Origin of the sequence: Desulfovibrio desulfuricans DSM 642 (assembly GCF_000420465.1) — a bacterium.
Lineage (GTDB): Bacteria > Desulfobacterota > Desulfovibrionia > Desulfovibrionales > Desulfovibrionaceae > Desulfovibrio > Desulfovibrio desulfuricans.
Window position 1 is genome coordinate 81734 of sequence record NZ_ATUZ01000016.1, and the last position, 16178, is coordinate 97911.

General features: G+C 57.2%; 14 protein-coding genes. 8 read left to right on the forward strand and 6 right to left on the reverse strand.

Annotation, left to right across the window (positions count from 1 at the left end; translation table 11 throughout):
- Positions 1 to 208 precede the first annotated feature (208 nt).
- Positions 209 to 1207, forward strand: a complete 999-nt coding sequence (locus G449_RS0111635; RefSeq protein WP_245559867.1) for a bifunctional methionine sulfoxide reductase B/A protein — start codon at positions 209 to 211, stop codon at positions 1205 to 1207.
- A 120-nt stretch (positions 1208 to 1327) separates the two neighbouring features.
- Here G449_RS0111635 and ald read toward each other — a convergent pair whose 3' ends face one another.
- Both ald and G449_RS0111645 read right to left on the reverse strand, forming a co-directional pair.
- Positions 1328 to 2446 (reverse strand): alanine dehydrogenase, encoded by a 1119-nt coding sequence (ald, locus tag G449_RS0111640; protein WP_027180952.1) that lies wholly within the window; start codon positions 2444 to 2446, stop codon positions 1328 to 1330.
- Between the two features lie 186 nt (positions 2447 to 2632).
- Positions 2633 to 3703: a BMP family lipoprotein gene (locus tag G449_RS0111645; RefSeq protein WP_022659491.1), complete on the reverse strand. Its 1071-nt coding sequence runs from the start codon at positions 3701 to 3703 to the stop codon at positions 2633 to 2635.
- On the opposite strand from G449_RS0111645, the gene G449_RS0111650 reads away from it, so the two are divergent.
- Positions 3702 to 3920 (forward strand): hypothetical protein, encoded by a 219-nt coding sequence (locus G449_RS0111650; RefSeq protein WP_022659492.1) that lies wholly within the window; start codon positions 3702 to 3704, stop codon positions 3918 to 3920. The two genes, G449_RS0111645 and G449_RS0111650, sit on opposite strands and share 2 nt — an antisense overlap.
- A gap of 187 nt (positions 3921 to 4107) precedes the next feature.
- Entirely contained in the window at positions 4108 to 5499 is a 1392-nt protein-coding gene (locus tag G449_RS0111655) for a radical SAM protein (RefSeq protein ID WP_022659493.1), read from the forward strand.
- A gap of 311 nt (positions 5500 to 5810) precedes the next feature.
- On the opposite strand, the gene G449_RS0111660 is transcribed toward G449_RS0111655, so the two are convergent.
- Entirely contained in the window at positions 5811 to 7268 is a 1458-nt protein-coding gene (locus tag G449_RS0111660; RefSeq protein WP_022659494.1) for a sodium:proton antiporter, read from the reverse strand.
- 181 nt (positions 7269 to 7449) lie between these two features.
- Here G449_RS0111660 and G449_RS0111665 point away from each other — a divergent pair, with 181 nt between their 5' ends.
- Both G449_RS0111665 and G449_RS0111670 read left to right on the forward strand, forming a co-directional pair.
- A complete protein-coding gene (locus G449_RS0111665) occupies positions 7450 to 8040 on the forward strand; it encodes a TrmH family RNA methyltransferase (protein ID WP_022659495.1) in 591 nt (196 codons plus the stop codon).
- Between the two features lie 112 nt (positions 8041 to 8152).
- Entirely contained in the window at positions 8153 to 9040 is an 888-nt protein-coding gene (locus G449_RS0111670) for a DMT family transporter (protein WP_027180954.1), read from the forward strand.
- A 165-nt stretch (positions 9041 to 9205) separates the two neighbouring features.
- Here the strand turns inward: G449_RS0111670 and G449_RS0111675 are convergent, their stop codons facing one another.
- Positions 9206 to 9817: a hypothetical protein gene (locus tag G449_RS0111675; RefSeq protein WP_027180955.1), complete on the reverse strand. Its 612-nt coding sequence runs from the start codon at positions 9815 to 9817 to the stop codon at positions 9206 to 9208.
- A gap of 211 nt (positions 9818 to 10028) precedes the next feature.
- Between G449_RS0111675 and uvrA the strand changes: the two genes are divergently transcribed.
- From uvrA to G449_RS0111690, 3 genes are all read left to right on the forward strand, one after another.
- Positions 10029 to 12986 (forward strand): excinuclease ABC subunit UvrA, encoded by a 2958-nt coding sequence (uvrA, locus tag G449_RS0111680; protein ID WP_027180956.1) that lies wholly within the window; start codon positions 10029 to 10031, stop codon positions 12984 to 12986.
- Positions 12987 to 13193: 207 nt separating this feature from the next.
- On the forward strand, positions 13194 to 13667 hold the full coding sequence (locus tag G449_RS0111685; RefSeq protein WP_022659498.1) for a MarR family transcriptional regulator: 474 nt from the start codon (positions 13194 to 13196) through the stop codon (positions 13665 to 13667).
- Between the two features lie 68 nt (positions 13668 to 13735).
- Positions 13736 to 14851 carry an MFS transporter gene (locus G449_RS0111690; protein ID WP_281166555.1) on the forward strand — a complete coding sequence of 372 codons (1116 nt, stop codon included), beginning with the start codon at positions 13736 to 13738 and terminating at the stop codon, positions 14849 to 14851.
- A 164-nt stretch (positions 14852 to 15015) separates the two neighbouring features.
- On the opposite strand, the gene G449_RS18580 is transcribed toward G449_RS0111690, so the two are convergent.
- Both G449_RS18580 and G449_RS0111700 read right to left on the reverse strand, forming a co-directional pair.
- Positions 15016 to 15360 (reverse strand): hypothetical protein, encoded by a 345-nt coding sequence (locus G449_RS18580; protein WP_209818011.1) that lies wholly within the window; start codon positions 15358 to 15360, stop codon positions 15016 to 15018.
- A gap of 73 nt (positions 15361 to 15433) precedes the next feature.
- Complete coding sequence (locus G449_RS0111700) at positions 15434 to 15895, reverse strand: Fur family transcriptional regulator (RefSeq protein ID WP_022659501.1); 462 nt, start codon at positions 15893 to 15895, stop codon at positions 15434 to 15436.
- Positions 15896 to 16178 lie beyond the last annotated feature (283 nt).

A 16178-nucleotide genomic window follows, 5' to 3' on the forward strand; every position in this document is an offset into this window, starting at 1 on the left:
TGCGCCGGAAGGGCAGACCGTGCATCCCCCTCGACATGATCGCCCTTGTGCTTATGTAAAACGTATGCGCTGCCTGCGCCGGGAGGAACCCATGCCCAGATTAGGACGAACGAGTTGTCTCCTTATTTGCACATTCATGCTGTTGGCTCTGCTGCCGGGTCTGCCGCTGGCGGTCTTTGGAGCTTCGCCCTCAGCTTCGGAGGTTTCGATGCAAAACACATATCCCATGCCGCCGCTTTCAGGCCTTGAGGCGGACGTGCTGTTGCGCAAGGCCACAGAGCCGCCCAATACGGGCAAATATGTCAACAATCATGAGGCGGGCACCTATATCTGCCGCCAGTGCGGCATGCCGCTCTATCATTCTGACGACAAGTTCGAGTCCGGCTGCGGCTGGCCCAGCTTTGACACGGCAGTGCCTGGTGCGGTGCGCCGTGTGCCCGATGCCGATGGCCGCAGGGTTGAGATTATCTGCGCCAACTGCGGTGGGCATCTGGGGCATGTGTTTGAGGGCGAAGGATTCACAGAAAAAAACACGCGCCATTGCGTCAATTCGCTGTCCATGAGTTTTGCCCCTGCGGGCAGCGATGCGGAAAAAGCGGCTCTGGGGCGGCTGGCTGCCCAAAAGGAAACCTCCGCTGCCGGAGGCGCTCCGCTGGCGGATGTGGGAGCTTCGGAGCAGGACGTTGCCTCTGGAGGATGCACGGCCACAGCTATTGTGGCTGGCGGCTGCTTCTGGGGGGTGGAAGACGCTTTTCAGAAAATACCGGGAGTGTGCGAGGCGATATCGGGTTATACGGGCGGTCACACGGTCAACCCCAGTTATGAAGACGTGTGCCGGGGCGATACCGGCCATGCGGAGTCCGTGCTGGTGCGCTATAACCCCTCGCGCGTGGGCTACGAGCAGATTTTGCGCCGCTTTTTTGAAATTCACGACCCAACCCAGCTCAACAGGCAGGGGCCGGACTGGGGCGAGCAGTACCGCTCTGCGGTCTTTTATAAGGGGGCGGAGCAAAAGGCTGTGGCAGAAAAGCTGGTGGCCCGCCTGCGGGAGCTTGGCTACAAGATGGTTACGCAGATTGCGCCTGCCGGGCCTTTTTATGAGGCCGAGGCCTACCACCAGGATTTTGCCCGCCGCACGGGGCGGGGCGTATGCCACATGTCTGTGCCGCGCTTTTCGCAGCGGGTGGATGGAAGCCCGGTTAAGTAAAAGGTTTGGTGAGGGCAGCGGCCCGCTATTTTCACCCATTGCACGCAGACAGGCCCGTTTCAGGTGGTGGAGCATTTGCTCTCCCTGAAACGGGCCTGAATTTTTTTGAATCTTTTGCAGTTAACGCAGAATCTGGGCAGTGGAGGCGCAGGGCAGGCCAAAGGCTTCGGCCACGCCAGCAAAGGTGCACTGCCCATCAACCGTATTCAGGCCGCGCTCAAGGGCGATATTTTCGCGGCAGGCGTTCTTCCAGCCTTTGTCCGCCAGTTCCAGGGCAAAGGGCAGGGTCGCGTTGGTCAAGGCATAGGTTGAAGTGACCGGCACGGCGCCGGGAATGTTGGCAACGGCATAGTGGATGACGCCGTGCTTTTCATAGGTGGGTTCGTGGTGGGTTGTGGGCCTGCCCGCCGTGGTTTCAAACGAACCGCCCTGGTCAATGGCCACGTCCACCACCACGCTGCCGGGGCGCATGGTTTTGATCATGGCTTCTGTCACCAGTTTCGGGGCCATGGCGCCGGGAATAAGCACGGAGCCGATAACAAGGTCGGACTCCTGAACAGCCCCGGCGATATTGTATTCATTGGAAGCAAGGGTCTGGACGCGGGAAGAGAAAATGTCGCCCAGATAGCGCAGGCGGTTCAGATTGTTGTCCAGAATGGTAACTTCCGCGCCAAGGCCCATGGCCATCTTGGCGGCTTCCGTACCCACGGTGCCGCCGCCCACAATGGCGACCCTGGCGCGCTGCACACCAGCCACGCCGCCCAGCAGCATACCCGCGCCGCCTGCCTGTTTGGTCAGGATGTAGGAACCCATCTGCACGGCCATACGGCCCGCTACTTCAGACATGGGGGCCAGCAGCGGCAGGCTGCGATCCTTGGGCTGTACGGTTTCGTAGGCAAGGCCCACCACCCCGGAATTGAGCAGGGCGTCGGTAAGTTTCTTGTCCGCCGCAAGGTGCAGGTAAGTAAAGAGCAGCAGACCGGGGCGAAAATATTTGTATTCGCTGGGCAGTGGTTCCTTGACCTTCATGATCATTTCAGCCTTGGCCCATACATCGCCCACTGGCAGCATGCTCGCGCCAGCCTTGGCAAATTCGTCATCGCCAATACGGCTGCCAAGCCCTGCGCCGCTTTCTACCAGAACCTTGTGCCCGTGGTCAGTGAGCGCCTTGACCCCGGCGGGCGTGATGCCCACACGGTATTCATCGGCCTTGATCTCCTTGGTGACGCCAATAATCATGGATAGTCCTCGCAAGCTTATGGTTGTGGCGAAACCGGCAATGCCGATCACGCGGGGGCATGCTTCTTCCATGGTCTGGGGCGCGGGGGGGATGACGCCTTGCGGGCGGCCTGATCCGCCCGATATGAAATCGTATATTTTTTCCCGTTTATCAGCAATAAAATTGCAATGTTTTGCGGAGTGTTCTTACAGGCAATCGCACAAGGTGCGTTCCCGCAATGATTTGAGCCGGATGCCGCCGTTGAGGATTTCGCCCCGCAGTTCGCGCAGCCGGCGATCCATATCCGGGGGAAGATTCTTGCCAGCCGCAGCCTTGAAAGGCTCCATGGACGTAATGTCCACACCGCCGTTTTGCAGATCGCGCACGAGGATTTCCTTGCCTGCAAAGTGGCCGGATGCCGTAGCGGCTATGATGTCGTACGTGGCCTTGTTGGGGTGCTTGAGGATGGAGGTGAGCACATGGCCGGGCAGCAGATTGTCCTTGTCGGTGTTCAGGCCCACGGCGTAGGCGTTGCGCGCTTTAACCTCCTGCAAGGCAGGGCCGTTGCCCATGCCGCTGGCCAGCACCAGGATGTCCGCTCCCTGGTCGAGCAGATTCTTCGCTGCGGCGCGGCCAGCCTCCGCATTGGCAAAAGAACCTGTAACCGTGTTGACGACACGCACCTCAGGATCAATCACGCGCGCGCCCTCTGTGAATCCTCCCAGCAGGGAGCGCATGGAGGGGCAGTCCTCGCCCGTTATCCAGCCGATAATCTTGCGTCCGCTTATGCCGGGCATGCCGGTCTGGCGCGCAAGCATGGCCGCAGCCGCCCCGGCAAGATAGGCCGCCTGCTCGTCGGCAAAGGTTACGGACATTATATTGGGCGCGCGGATGCCGGCATCAATGCAGCCAAACATGGTGCGGCGAAAGTTTGCGGCGTTGTTGCGCAGCACTTCGTGCAGGCCATTGGAGGCCACCAGCACCAGATCATTGTTGCCCGAAGCCGTACGAAACATTTCCTGAAGCGCCGCCTCGTCATGCCCTGGCTGGGCTGTAATCACTGCGGCCTTGATGCCCAGTTCGCGCTCGGCCTGCCTCAGGCCGTCAACAAGGCTGTCGTTCCAGTCGTTGTCGCCCGTAGGCGTTTCAAGCAACAGGGCCACGCGCAAGGGGCCTTGCGGCTTTTCGGCGCCAGCGCAATGGGCGGGCTGGGAAAAGCCAAGGCAAAGGAAGAGCAGAAGTGTCAGCATAAGGGACACGGGGCGGAGTGAGAACATGGATTTTCCTTGGAATGAATGTGCGGGCAGCGGGAGTTGTTTTTTAAGGTTTTGGGCAGGCAGACCGCGCCTTTTTCGCCATGCGCAATATATCGCTGTGGCTTTTGCGGCGCAAGAACATCTGCTGGCGGACAGTGCGCAAATAAATGCAAAATTTTTTTATGTGTTTAATTTTTTAATAAGGCTGAATGCCGCCAATTATATCCATCAAGTTTAATTTAACTTATTTTGTTGTTGTCAGCAAAATTTATAGTTTGATTAATCAAACAAGTTAACGTACACACCTTGACTTGCGAATGTGAAATAAATAACGTGTTGCTTGTGAACAAAGTAACATGAAGTGCAGGATTGTTATTGCGATAATTCTGCTGAAATTATTGAAAATTATTGCAAGGAAGGTTCCCATGTCTGTTGATGCACAGCCTCGCTGGTTTGATGCCCAGGCCATTGGTACAGCTCTGGAAAGGGAAACAGCACCTGACGCCGCAGAGCTTCGGGATATCCTCAACAAGTCACTTGAATTGCAGCCTTTAACCTTGGCGGAAACCGTTGCCCTCATGCGTGTGCAGGACGGGGTGGGCGTTGGCCGCATCATGGCTGCCGCCGATGAAGTTAAGCAAAAGGTTTACGGCGACCGCATTGTGCTTTCTGCACCCCTGCACATCTCCAACCACTGCGGCAGCGAATGCCTGTATTGCGCCAACCGCAAAAGCAACAAGGCCGTTGAGCGCAAGTACATGACCTCGCCTGAAATGCGCGAGGCAGCCCTCAAGCTTATCCGTCAGGGGCACAAACGTATTTTCCTTGTCAGCGGGCAGTTGCCCAATGCCGATATTGAATATCTGGCCGAGGCCATCAGCATCCTGTACACAGCCTTTGACGGCGTGGGCGAAGTGCACAGCGTCAACGTAAACGTGGGCGCTCTGGAATCGCACGAGTATGCCGCCCTGCTGGAATCGTATGTGGGAACCGTGCTGATCTATCAGGACACCTACCACGAGGCCAGTTATCGCGCGGCCCACATCTCTGGCCCCAAGAGTGATTACTACGCCCGGCTGAACGCCGCAGATGTTGCCTTTCAGGCGGGTGTGCCGGACGTGGGCGGCGGCCTGATGCTGGGTCTTGGCCCCTGGCAGTATGACCTGCTGGGTATTGTGCAGCATCAGGCGCACTTGTTGCGGGCCTATGACACCGGCTGCCGCACCCTGAGCCTGCACCGCATGCGTTGCGCCCCCGGCAGCAACATGCAAACGCCCTATCCCGTGAGCGATGCCGACTACCTGCGCTGCGTGGCCATTGCCCGGCTGGCGGTTCCTTACGCTGGCATCATCCTGACCACCAAGGAACCTGCGGGCCTGTGGCGCGATGGCTGTAGCGCGGGCGCTTCGCAACTGCTCACAGGCAGCGTTGCCAACCCCTACGGCAACTGGATTGACAATCCCGAGCACAAGGTTCCCTACCCCATTGGCGAAGACTGCCATGTGGATGAAGTGGTGCGTTTTCTGCTGGAAGAAGCTCGCCACCTGCCGTCATTTTGCGCGGCCTGCCCCCGGTTGGGGCGCACGGGCGAGGAGTTCCTTTCCATGGTGCGCGAGTGCGGCATGAAAAACCAGTGCGGCCCCAACTCTGCGGCGTCGTTCCTGGAATTTCTGCTGCACTACGCAACGCCTTATACGCGCATGATTGGCGAACAGCTGTTGGCCGAAAAAATGGACAGGATGACCACGGGTGAGCTTGGCGCGGCCAAGAGGCTGCTGACCAAGGTGCGCGCTGGCCGTATTGACGAATTCATTTAACAGACCGCTTGCAGATAAAACCCTCAACGGCGAGCGTACTCTGTTATTAACGCAAAAAGGCGGGCTTTATGCCCGCCTTTTTGCGTGTTGACAGCGTCAACACAGTCGGAAATCAGGAGCCGGTTGCGGCTTTGCCGCACCGATGAGCGACTGGTTTCCGTGTATTCCGCCCGGCGGCTTTGCTGACGCTGGCGGCGCAAATGCCGCAAAGCGGCGTTTGATCAGTATCAGTCGGGCTTCATGCCCGCCTTTTTGTGTGTTGGCGTTGTCAGGTTGTGTCAGCAGTCAGCTCCCCGGCCAGCCTATCCACACTAAGTAAAGAAAAACCAGGTCAGCAGAGCGAACAGCGGCACAAGAATGCAGACCGACCACAGAATGTAGCCGAAAAATCCGGGCATACGCACGCCCTGATCTTCCGCAATGGCTCGCACCATAAAGTTGGGCGCGTTGCCTATGTAGCTGCATGCGCCCATAAAGACCGCGCCAGCCGAAATGGCCGCCAGAGTTTCGGGCATATGGTGCATGAGCGTTTGCGCATCACCCCCCGCCGTGTTGAAAAAGACCATGTAGGTCGGGGCGTTATCCAGAAAACTGGAAAGAATGCCCGTCAGCCAGAAGTACATGGCATTGACCGGCTGCCCATCGCGCGAGACCAGTTCCACCAGCGGGGCCAGCGCGCCGGAGGTTCCTGCCTTGAGAATGGCCATGGCCGGAATCATGCTGACAAAAATACCAAAGAACAGTTGGGCCACTTCTTCAATGGGCCCCCACGAAAAACCGTTCAGTTCGCGGCATCTGCGGCTGGTATGGCGCATGGAAAGCCACGCCAGGAAGAGCAGGGCGGCATCGCGCAGCACGTTTTGCGCTTCCAGCGGCACACCGCCCACCGTGGCGATGGTTCCCAGCGGGAACAGACCGGAAAGCAGCACGGCAAGCACCACGCCAAGCAGAAACAGCAGGTTGATCTTGCCGTCAAGTCCGAGTTTTTCCTGGCTGGGCAGTACCTGCCCCGGCCTCTCTGGCGCGGCGTCAGCAGGGCTGCTCGGCGGTACGGGGCGGCCTTCCTTGTTATAGAGCACCATGTCCAGAACAAAATAGATTGCCAGCAGGGCTGTGGACAGGCTCAGGGTTTTCAAAAACAGGTGCGAGGTAGTCCAGAAAAAGTCCACGCCCTTCAAAAAACCCAGAAACAGCGGCGGATCGCCCAGGGGCGAGAGGGAACCGCCGATGTTTGCCACCAGAAAAATGAAAAATACCACAGAATGCACGCGGTACTTGCGGTGCGCATTGGCCCGCAGCAACGGGCGCACAAGCAGCATGGCGGCTCCTGTGGTGCCCATCCAGCTTGCCAGCACGGTTCCTATGGCGAGAATGCCCAGATTCACTGGCGGAGTGCCTGTGAGGGAGCCTTTAAGGCGTACCCCGCCCGCAACCGTGTACAGCGAAAAAAGGAGTACAAGGAAAGGCACGTAATCCAGCAGGATGATGTGGCAGAATTCATAGAAGGTCACGCCGGGGCCATAGGCCGCAAGGCATGGGACAAGAAAGGTGAGCGCCCAGAAAATGGAAATCTTGCCTCGATGATGTTCCCAGAAAACATGGGCGGTCAGCGGCAGTATGGCTATGGAAAGCAGCATGCCCGCAAAAGGGATGATCCACCATGCGGAGAGGGTGCCGGGAACTGTAAGATGGTCGGCGGCGGCAAGAGCCGTGTAGGGAGTAAGCAGCAGTGCGCTCAGAGCATATGCAGAGAGGCGGAGTAGATTCATGTTGCTCCTGAAAAAAGTGAATGGATTGCAGGCCGATAAGAAAAATCGGCCAAGACTAGTGCATTAAATGTACCCGAATTGGCATTATCCGTCCATCCCTGCAGATCGGCGCACTTGCCTGAAAGGCCGTTTTCTGCCACACAAGGGCAGCAATCAATTACAATAGTGTAAGGAATCAGCTATGCCCAAAGAACCTACGGCACGGCGCAAGGCCCGCTTTCTGGAAGTGCTGAGTCACCGCCAGCCGGACCTAACGCTGGTGCTTGCCAATATTCACGACCCGCACAACGTTTCGGCCATTTACCGCTCGTGCGATGCCTTTGGCGTCAGCCGTGTGCACCTGTATTACACCAACACGGCTTTTCCCGCGCTGGGGCGCAAGACCTCTGCCTCTGCCCGCAAGTGGGTGGAAAGCGTGCGCCATAAAACCAGCGAAGACATGCTTGCCGACCTGCGCGGTCAGGGCATGCAGGTGCTTGCTACCTCGTTTACAGAAAAGGCCCGCCCCATGCGGGAATGGGATTTTACCTGCCCCACAGCAGTGATTATGGGCAACGAGCACAGCGGCGTTGAGCCGGAACTGCTGGCCGCCGCCGATGGCGAGCTGTACATCCCCATGTACGGCATGATCCAGAGCTTCAACGTGTCTGTGGCTTCGGCCATTATTCTTGCAGAAGCAGCCCGCCAGCGCGAGGCCGCAGGCATGTACGCCACCCCGCGCTTTGATGAGGCAACTCTCGCAACCCGTCTTGGGGAGTGGCTGGAAAAATAGCGATAGCCCGAACTGGCCGATATCCGGCCACGAAAGCCTGGGCCGCCCGCGCGGCGTATGCGGGCGATACTTCGGGCTTCCGCCGCATGTAACTATTCGCCAATGAATAGTCATGAACAATCCCGCGTTGATCTGTCAGGCCTATGCTTTTGCCACTGTTGTACTGTGGTCAACCGCCTATGTGTACACCAAGGTTGCGCTGGCGTTTTTTACGCCGGGGCCGCTGGGCCTTGTGCGGTGCGCGGTGGCATCGCTGGCATTTGTTGGGATTCTGCTGGCAAGGGGCAGGGCGAGCGGGGGATTTTTTGTTCCTTCTGTCCGGCATCTGCCCCTGTTTGCGGCGTCAGGGCTGAGCGGTTTCACGCTGTATCTGCTGGCCTTCAATGAGGGTTCCATCTCCCTCAATCCCACCACCAACTGCATTGTCATTTCCACAGCACCCATTCTGACGGCGGCGCTGGCACGCCTGTTCTTCAGCGAGCGTTTGCCCGTGCTGCGCTGGCTTGCGCTTGCCCTGGCATTTGGCGGCGTAGTGGTGATGAACGGCGGCGGGCGCGGATTTATGCTGGCTCCCGGCATGGGCTGGGTGCTGGTGGCCGCAGTGCTCATAAGCCTGTATAATATTACGCAGCGCACATTGTCGCGGCACTACGGATCCATGGAAATCGCGGCCTGGAGTTTCTTTGCGGGTACGCTCTTTTTGCTGTACTGCCTGCCGCAAACCGTGCCCCAGGTCCAGGCTGCGCCCGCCAGGGCGCTCTGGCTTGCGCTTTTTCTGGGGATTTTCCCCAGCGCGGCTGCCTATCTGCTCTGGACAAAAGCCCTTGCCCTTGCCCCGCGCACAAGCCTTGTGACCAACTACATGTTCCTGACGCCCTTTTTGTCCATGCTGCTTGATTTCGTGGTGACGGGCGGCCTGCCTGAGGCCTCCACCTTTGCGGGCGGGGCGATCATCATGGGGGCTTTGGTACTGTTCAGCCTTGCGGGCAAGCGGGGCTAAACGGTTCTTTTGCTTTCTGGCAACGTCAGAGAATAAAATAGCCATGTAGCTGTTGCCGCCACGTTGACTTTTTACACAAAAACAAGGCCCGTTTCTGCTGGATGTTTCCGGCAGAAACGGGCCTTTCCCTTGCGGGAACCCAACCCTGATTTTTATGCTGAGCTGCTAATCAGCCTGCGGCTGCACCAGCTTGTCAAAACTTTTGCCATTCCACTGAAAACTTACGTCATTGTCTACCGGAACATGGGCCATGCCCGTATTGGTCCAGAACATGGGCTGCGCCTTGAGGCCGCCAAGGCCAAGGCAGATCATGACCGTAGCCTGGACATCGGGCGGCATTTTGCGGCCCGGGGCAAAAAAGGCGCTTATGTCCGGCTCTTGCGGGGTGTCCACAGGCACGGCGCGGCCTGATGTGTCAACCCGCCACAGCTCAAGGGTGCACACAGCGCCGCCCAGAGTGCCGAATGCGGCAAGTACGGAGCCGTCCGTGGCGTTGCGGAACAGGCGCAGGGCAACGGCTGTATCCCTGAACGGCATGGAGGCGAACACCAGAACGTCCTCCGTTTCTCCGGCGATCTCCCAAAATTCCGAATGCCCTGCGGAAAGCAGTTTCTGCTTTTCCTGCGGGCTCAGACCTTCAGGAGTGTTTTCAAAAATACTTTCGGGCAGCAGTGCAAAGATACTGCGGGCATTGACCTCGCTTTCGGTGGCCTGCGCAGAATCCGACAGTGCGGCAAGCAACAGAACAATCAGTAAACAATGTATATGACGCGGCATACATCCTCCCGCAGACAGATGGTTGCAGAAACAGACGTGCTGTAAAAATTTTTATACCGCTTTCGGCAAGGCTTGTCCATGCACGCAGGCAAAGGATTGCGCGATCCGGGCGGTTGGGCGGCGGCGGGCGCATTTTGCAGCGGCTGGCGCGCGCAAAAATACGCTGGCTCTGCCCTTGCCAATGCCCCTTGGGCCGCTTACATATGCTTTCATGAACACAAGCAAGCCCTGCATCCACATCGAAAAGGCCCGCCAGCACAATCTCAAAAACATCAGCCTGGACATCCCCCGCGACGAGCTGGTGGTGATTTGCGGCCCGTCAGGTTCCGGCAAGTCAACGCTGGCGTTCGATATCGTGTACGCCGAAGGCCAGCGCCGCTATGTGGAATCGCTGTCTGCCTACGCCCGCCAGTTTTTGCCCCAGATGGACAAGCCGGACGTGGAAAAGATCGAGGGGCTTTCGCCCGCAATCTCGCTTGAACAGCAGAGCGTTTCGCGCAACCCGCGTTCAACCGTGGGAACGGTCACGGAAATTTACGACTTTTTGCGCGTATTTTTTGCCCGGCTTGGGCGCATGTATTGCCCCCAGTGCGGGCGGCCCATCGAGGCCCGCGCAGCAGATGAAATCATTGGCGATATCATGGCCCTGCCGCAGGGCACCAAGTTTATGGTCATGGCTCCGCTGGTGGAACTTCAGAAGGGCACGCACCAGGACAAGTTCAAAAAGCTCAAGGCCGAAGGCTTTGCCCGTGTGCGCGTCAACGGCGAGTTTTATACGCTGGACGATGTGCCCACGCTGGACAAGAACAAGAAGCACTCCATTGATCTGGTGGTTGACCGCCTGGTGAACAAGGAGGGCATTCGGGGGCGTCTGGCGGATTCGGTTGAGCTGGCCCTGCGCTACGGGGAGGGCCGACTTGTGCTGCACGAGCCGGACAAAGCCGCCGCAGGGCAGGATGCAGACACAGTGCATTCCACCACCTCGGTATGCGCGCATTGCCGTATTTCTCTGCCCGCGCCCAGCCCGCAGCTGTTTTCGTTCAACGGGCCGCAGGGCGCCTGCCCGCGTTGCGTGGGCCTCGGCGGCGTGGATTATTTTGAGCCGCGCCTCATTGCGCCCAACATGGGCCTTTCGCTGAACACGGGCGCGCTGTTGCCCTGGGCCACGGACAAAATGTTCAGCCGCTATGAGGACTCCCTCAAGGCTCTGGGCAAGCGCTTCAAATTTCAGCTTTCCACGCCGCTGGAGCAGTTTAGTGAAGATGCGCTTTCCGCTCTTTTTTACGGAGAGGATGAACAGGGCCGCCCAGCGCGCGCCTCGTTGGGCCTGCGCCGCAACTGGATGGGCGGCAGCGTTGCCCTTGGTGCTGGCGGCGATTATCAGAGCGAGCATTTTTCTGACGCACTGCGTGCGCAGGGGCAGGTGGGCGTGAGCGAAAAACGCTGGCCCGGCGTTATTCCTCTGCTTGAAAGCGGTATGCAGTACGGCGATGCCTGGCGCGAGGCCCTGTCTCGTTATCGGCAGACCATGGACTGCCCGGACTGCCACGGAGCACGGCTGAACACCAACGCGCTTTCCGTGCGGGTGGACGATCTGAATATCGCGCAGTTCTGCAACCTTTCGGTTGAGCGCGCGCTGGAATGGCTGGAAAAACGCGAATTTACAGGGCGGCATGTTGTCATTGCCGAACCACTCATGAAGGAACTGACCCACCGCCTGTCGTTTATGCGCAGCGTGGGGCTTGAGTATCTTTCGCTGGGGCGCTCCATGTCCACGCTTTCGGGCGGCGAGGCCCAGCGCATCCGTCTGGCATCGCAGCTCGGCTCGGGCCTTGTGGGCGTTACCTACGTGCTGGACGAACCCTCCATCGGTTTGCATCCGCGTGATAACGAGCGGCTGCTGGGAACCCTGCGTTCACTCCAGGCGCGCGGCAATACCGTGCTCGTGGTGGAGCATGACGAGGCCACCATCTGCGCGGCGGATACGGTCATTGAGCTTGGCCCCGGCTCCGGTTCACAGGGCGGCGAAATCATGTTTCAGGGGCGGGTGGACGACCTGCTCGGCAAGGCGGATACCCTCACGGCCCGTTACCTGCGTGGCGATGACGTGATCGCCCTGCCGGACGAGCGGCGCGAAGGGCAGGGGGCGCTGGTCATGCACGGCATCACCACCAACAATCTGCGCGATATTGATTGCCGCATTCCTCTGGGCGTGCTCACCTGCGTGACCGGGGTTTCCGGCTCCGGCAAGAGTTCGCTGGTGGTGGATACGCTCTACAAGCATGTGGCCCTCAACCTTGGCCTGCGCGTGGATCAGCCCGGCACCATCGGCGGGCTGGAATACGAAAAAGGCTCCGCGCCTGTGGAGCGCATAGTGGCCATTGACCAGACCCCCATTGGACGTACGCCGCGTTCCAATCCCGCCACCTACACCAAGATTTTTGACGAGATTCGCAATATTTTTGCCATGACGCAGGACGCCCGCAAACGCGGCTACAAGCCGGGGCGTTTCAGCTTTAACGTGCGCGGGGGCCGTTGCGAGGCCTGCGGCGGCGACGGGCAGATTCGTGTTGAAATGCACTTTTTGCCCGATGTGTATGTGACTTGCGACGTGTGCAAGGGCAAGCGCTATAACCACGAAACCCTTGAAGTGCGCTACAAGGGGCTGAACATCGCCGAGGTGCTCGACCTGACCGTGCATCAGGCCCGCCAGCTCTTTGAAAACTATCCCTCGCTGGAGCGCCGCCTTGCCGTGCTGGAAGAGGTGGGGCTGGAATATCTGCGGCTGGGGCAGCCCGCCACAACGCTTTCGGGCGGCGAAGCCCAGCGCATCAAGATTTCGCGCGAGCTGGGCAAGCGGTCCCTGCCGGGAACCATGTACATTCTTGACGAGCCAACCACGGGCCTGCACATGCACGAGGTGGGCAAGCTCATCAAGGTGCTGCATGCGCTGGTGGACAGGGGAGCAAGCGTGGTGGTTATCGAGCACAATACAGACATGATTCTGGCATCCGACCATGTGCTGGATATGGGCCCCGGCGGCGGAGAAAACGGCGGGCAGATAGTCTCTGCCGGAACGCCCGAGGCCATAGTGGCCGACCCCAATTCCGTCACCGGGCGCTTCCTCATGCAGGAGCGGCTGGACAGGCTCAAGCGCAGACGGGAATAACATCCTCAAATAAAATAAACTGTCAGACTGCCGTAATGCCCTGTTGCATGACGGCCTTGTTGGGCGCATCCGGTTTACCGGATGCGCTTTTTTTGTCAGCCATCCCGGGAGTGAGTGAATGGATCGGGTCATATGTTCGTTCAGAATTTTTGTTGACATGGAAACAATTTTTTACGATTGTTTCCATGTCAACAAAAAGGAGCAGTCATGAATCAGCCTCACAGGATTGTAGCCGAGCTCATCAAAATTTCTGAGCATGCCGATGCCTTCAGGCATGGGAGAGAAGACTTTTTTGATGACCTGAACCTCACGGAGGTTCATTGCATCCATTGGATAGGAACTCTTGATCATGCCAATGTGACAAAGGTTTCTAACGAGATGGGCATGACGCGTGGGGCCATAAGTAAAATATGCAAAAAGCTGCTGAAAAAAAACTTTATCGAAAGTTATCAGGAACCGGAAAATAACAAAAATATCTATTTCAGGGTTGCAGATGGCGGGAAAAAAATATTTGAAGCCCACAAAATCAACCATGACAAGACATTTGGTGAAAAGGTCTGCATCGTAGATAAATATGATGAAGATGAACAGGCGATAATACTGCGTTTCCTCATGGATATTAACGCATTTGTTGAACGCGGTTTTGAACAGATTTACACAAATTGCGAGAAAGATGAATAATGGAGAATACTATAATGAATTCAGCAACAGTCAGAAAAGGCGTTGTGTATTCCATATCGTTCGCGCATATGCTGAATGACTGGTATATGAATATTATTCCTATACTTACGCCATTTCTCATTGCGGCTGGTTTTGGTATTGGGGAGGTTTCGTTTGCCATTTCCGCCTTTACCATTACCTCATCGCTTTCGCAGCCGCTTATTGGCTATATGGTGGACAGAAAAAACCAGAGCTGGATGATATATGTGGGCACGGCCTGGCTGGCGATACTGCTGAGCTGCATAGGTCTGACCCACAGCTCCACCATGCTGATTGCGCTTGCGGCCCTTGCCGGTCTTGGAGCTGCGGCTTTTCATCCGCAGGCATCGGCTATGGTTAGTGCCGCGAGCGGGCAGAAAAAGGGGATGTATCAGGCCGTTTTTGGTGCTTCGGGGAATCTTGGCTGGGCGCTGACTCCCCTGTTTGTCATCCCGCTGGTGGAACGGTTTGGCCTGAGCGTCACGCCCTACTTTGTGGTGCCGGGCATTATTGTTACGATATTATTGGCCTTCAAGGCTCAGAAAACCCCCGCAAGATCGCAGGCAGAAACAGTGCCGATGATGGAGACCCTGCGCCCCGCCTGGAAAGAGCTGAGCAAGCTGGTGCTGATTATTGCTGTCCGCACACTGACCTATTCCGGCCTTGTGGCCTTTCTTCCTCTGTACCTGCAACAGCAGGGCATGAGCTTGTCCGTCTGCTCCCACTTGCTGTTTATTCTGCTGCTTTCTGGCGCAGCAGGCGGCATAGCGGGCGGTTATCTTTCAGACAGGTTCGGTAAAACCATTGTTATTTTCTTGTCCCTGGCCCTCTCCCCCATTTTTTTCTACCTCTTTCTGCATGTTGGCGCAGGCCTGCAACCTGTAGTGTTTGCCCTGGCCGGGGCGACGCTTCTTTCGTCCTTCTCGCCCATTGTGGTGCTGGCGCAAGAGCTGCTTTTCCGGCAGGCCGCAATGGCCTCAGGATTTTCACTGGGATTTGGCATCGGCATTGGTGGACTTGGCGTTGGCCTTGTTGGGCTTGTCATCCAGTATGCAGGTCTTGCCCTTGCCATCAATATGCTGATCTGCCTGCCCTTTGTCGCTGCCTGCATAGCCCTGACGCTGAAAGGCCGCAAAGCATTGGAGCAGGCGGGGTTTGCACCGTAGCGCCGCTGGCCGATGAGGTCGGTGACTTTTTGCGGTCTCATTGGGCAGTATGAAAAAAGCCCCGGCACCTGGTACAGGCCAGGTCCGGGGCTGAGCCGGTTCGCGTTCTGCTTACATGACGAACCGGAGGAGGGGGCGTGTGTGGGTGGGGCTTGCCTTGCTCTCTACTTTTTGGGATCAAGTTTCAGTCGTTTGCTTTCAAGGCGCTGCGCTTCGGCATCGTTGGGAGTGCAGCCGCATGAGCTTTTTTTGCCATCTCCGCAGCCGCCATCACAACAGCCGCATTTGCCCTTGCTGACCGCCGTATAAATCCTGCGGCCAAAGTAATATGCAGCAGCAATTATGCACAGTATGACGATAATCAGTTGAATATCCATGTCTTCACCTCTTGTCTCCCCAACTTCCTTGCGGCGCAGGGAGGATGTGCGAGTAGTCTGCCCCAATAGAAAATGAATGTCAACTTCATTTTGGCCGACGACAAAAATTCTTCTCGGGTGAAAAGCACACATTCATCCTCAAAGGAATAAAAAAGGGCTGCCCAAGGGCAGCCCGAAAAAATCGCTAAAGCTCGAACCGTGGGTCTTAGTCGTCCTTGGCGGCCTTGTCTCGGCAATCCTTGCAGATGCCGTACAGGTTATGCACATGACCGCGCAGCTTGAAGCCGTATTTTTCAGCCATTTCGCGCTGGAGTTTTTCAATGCGCGGATCGCAGATCTCCACAATCTTGCCGCAGTCAAGGCAGACAAGGTGATCGTGATGGCTGTCCGGCTTGGCAATTTCGTAGCGGGTGATGCCGTCGCTGAAGTGGATTTCCATGGCAAGGCCCGCATCGCAAAGCAGCTTGAGCGTACGGTATACGGTGGTTTGGCCGATGCCGGAATCGCGCTTGATTACGTGCTGATAAAATTCTTCAAGCGAGTGGTGCCCAGGCAACTCAAAAAAAGCCTCGGCTATGATGCGGCGCTGGGATGTGGTGTTCAGGCCTTTGCGGCTCATGAAATCCAGAAATTCCGAAAGACCGGCATTGTTTTGCTGTGTTGTCATATATATGCCCACCCCCAAATAACAAGTGTGCGTTTGTCAAAACTGTCGATGCGCTCAGGGCTTGCAGTCGCCAGCATGTAGGATACCTTTTGGCCTAAAAAATGGCAAAAAGCAATGCAGCGCCTAAAAGGCGATTGCGCACAGTTTTACTGCCCTTCAAACTATGGTAGGGTTGTGGCGCGTGGAGAGCAAGGGCGTGTGCGAAAAAAAGAGATTTTTCAGCCGTAATTTCTTGACAGATTAAATAGGATTGAATACTGTTTTCAAAACAAACTTGCAGCAA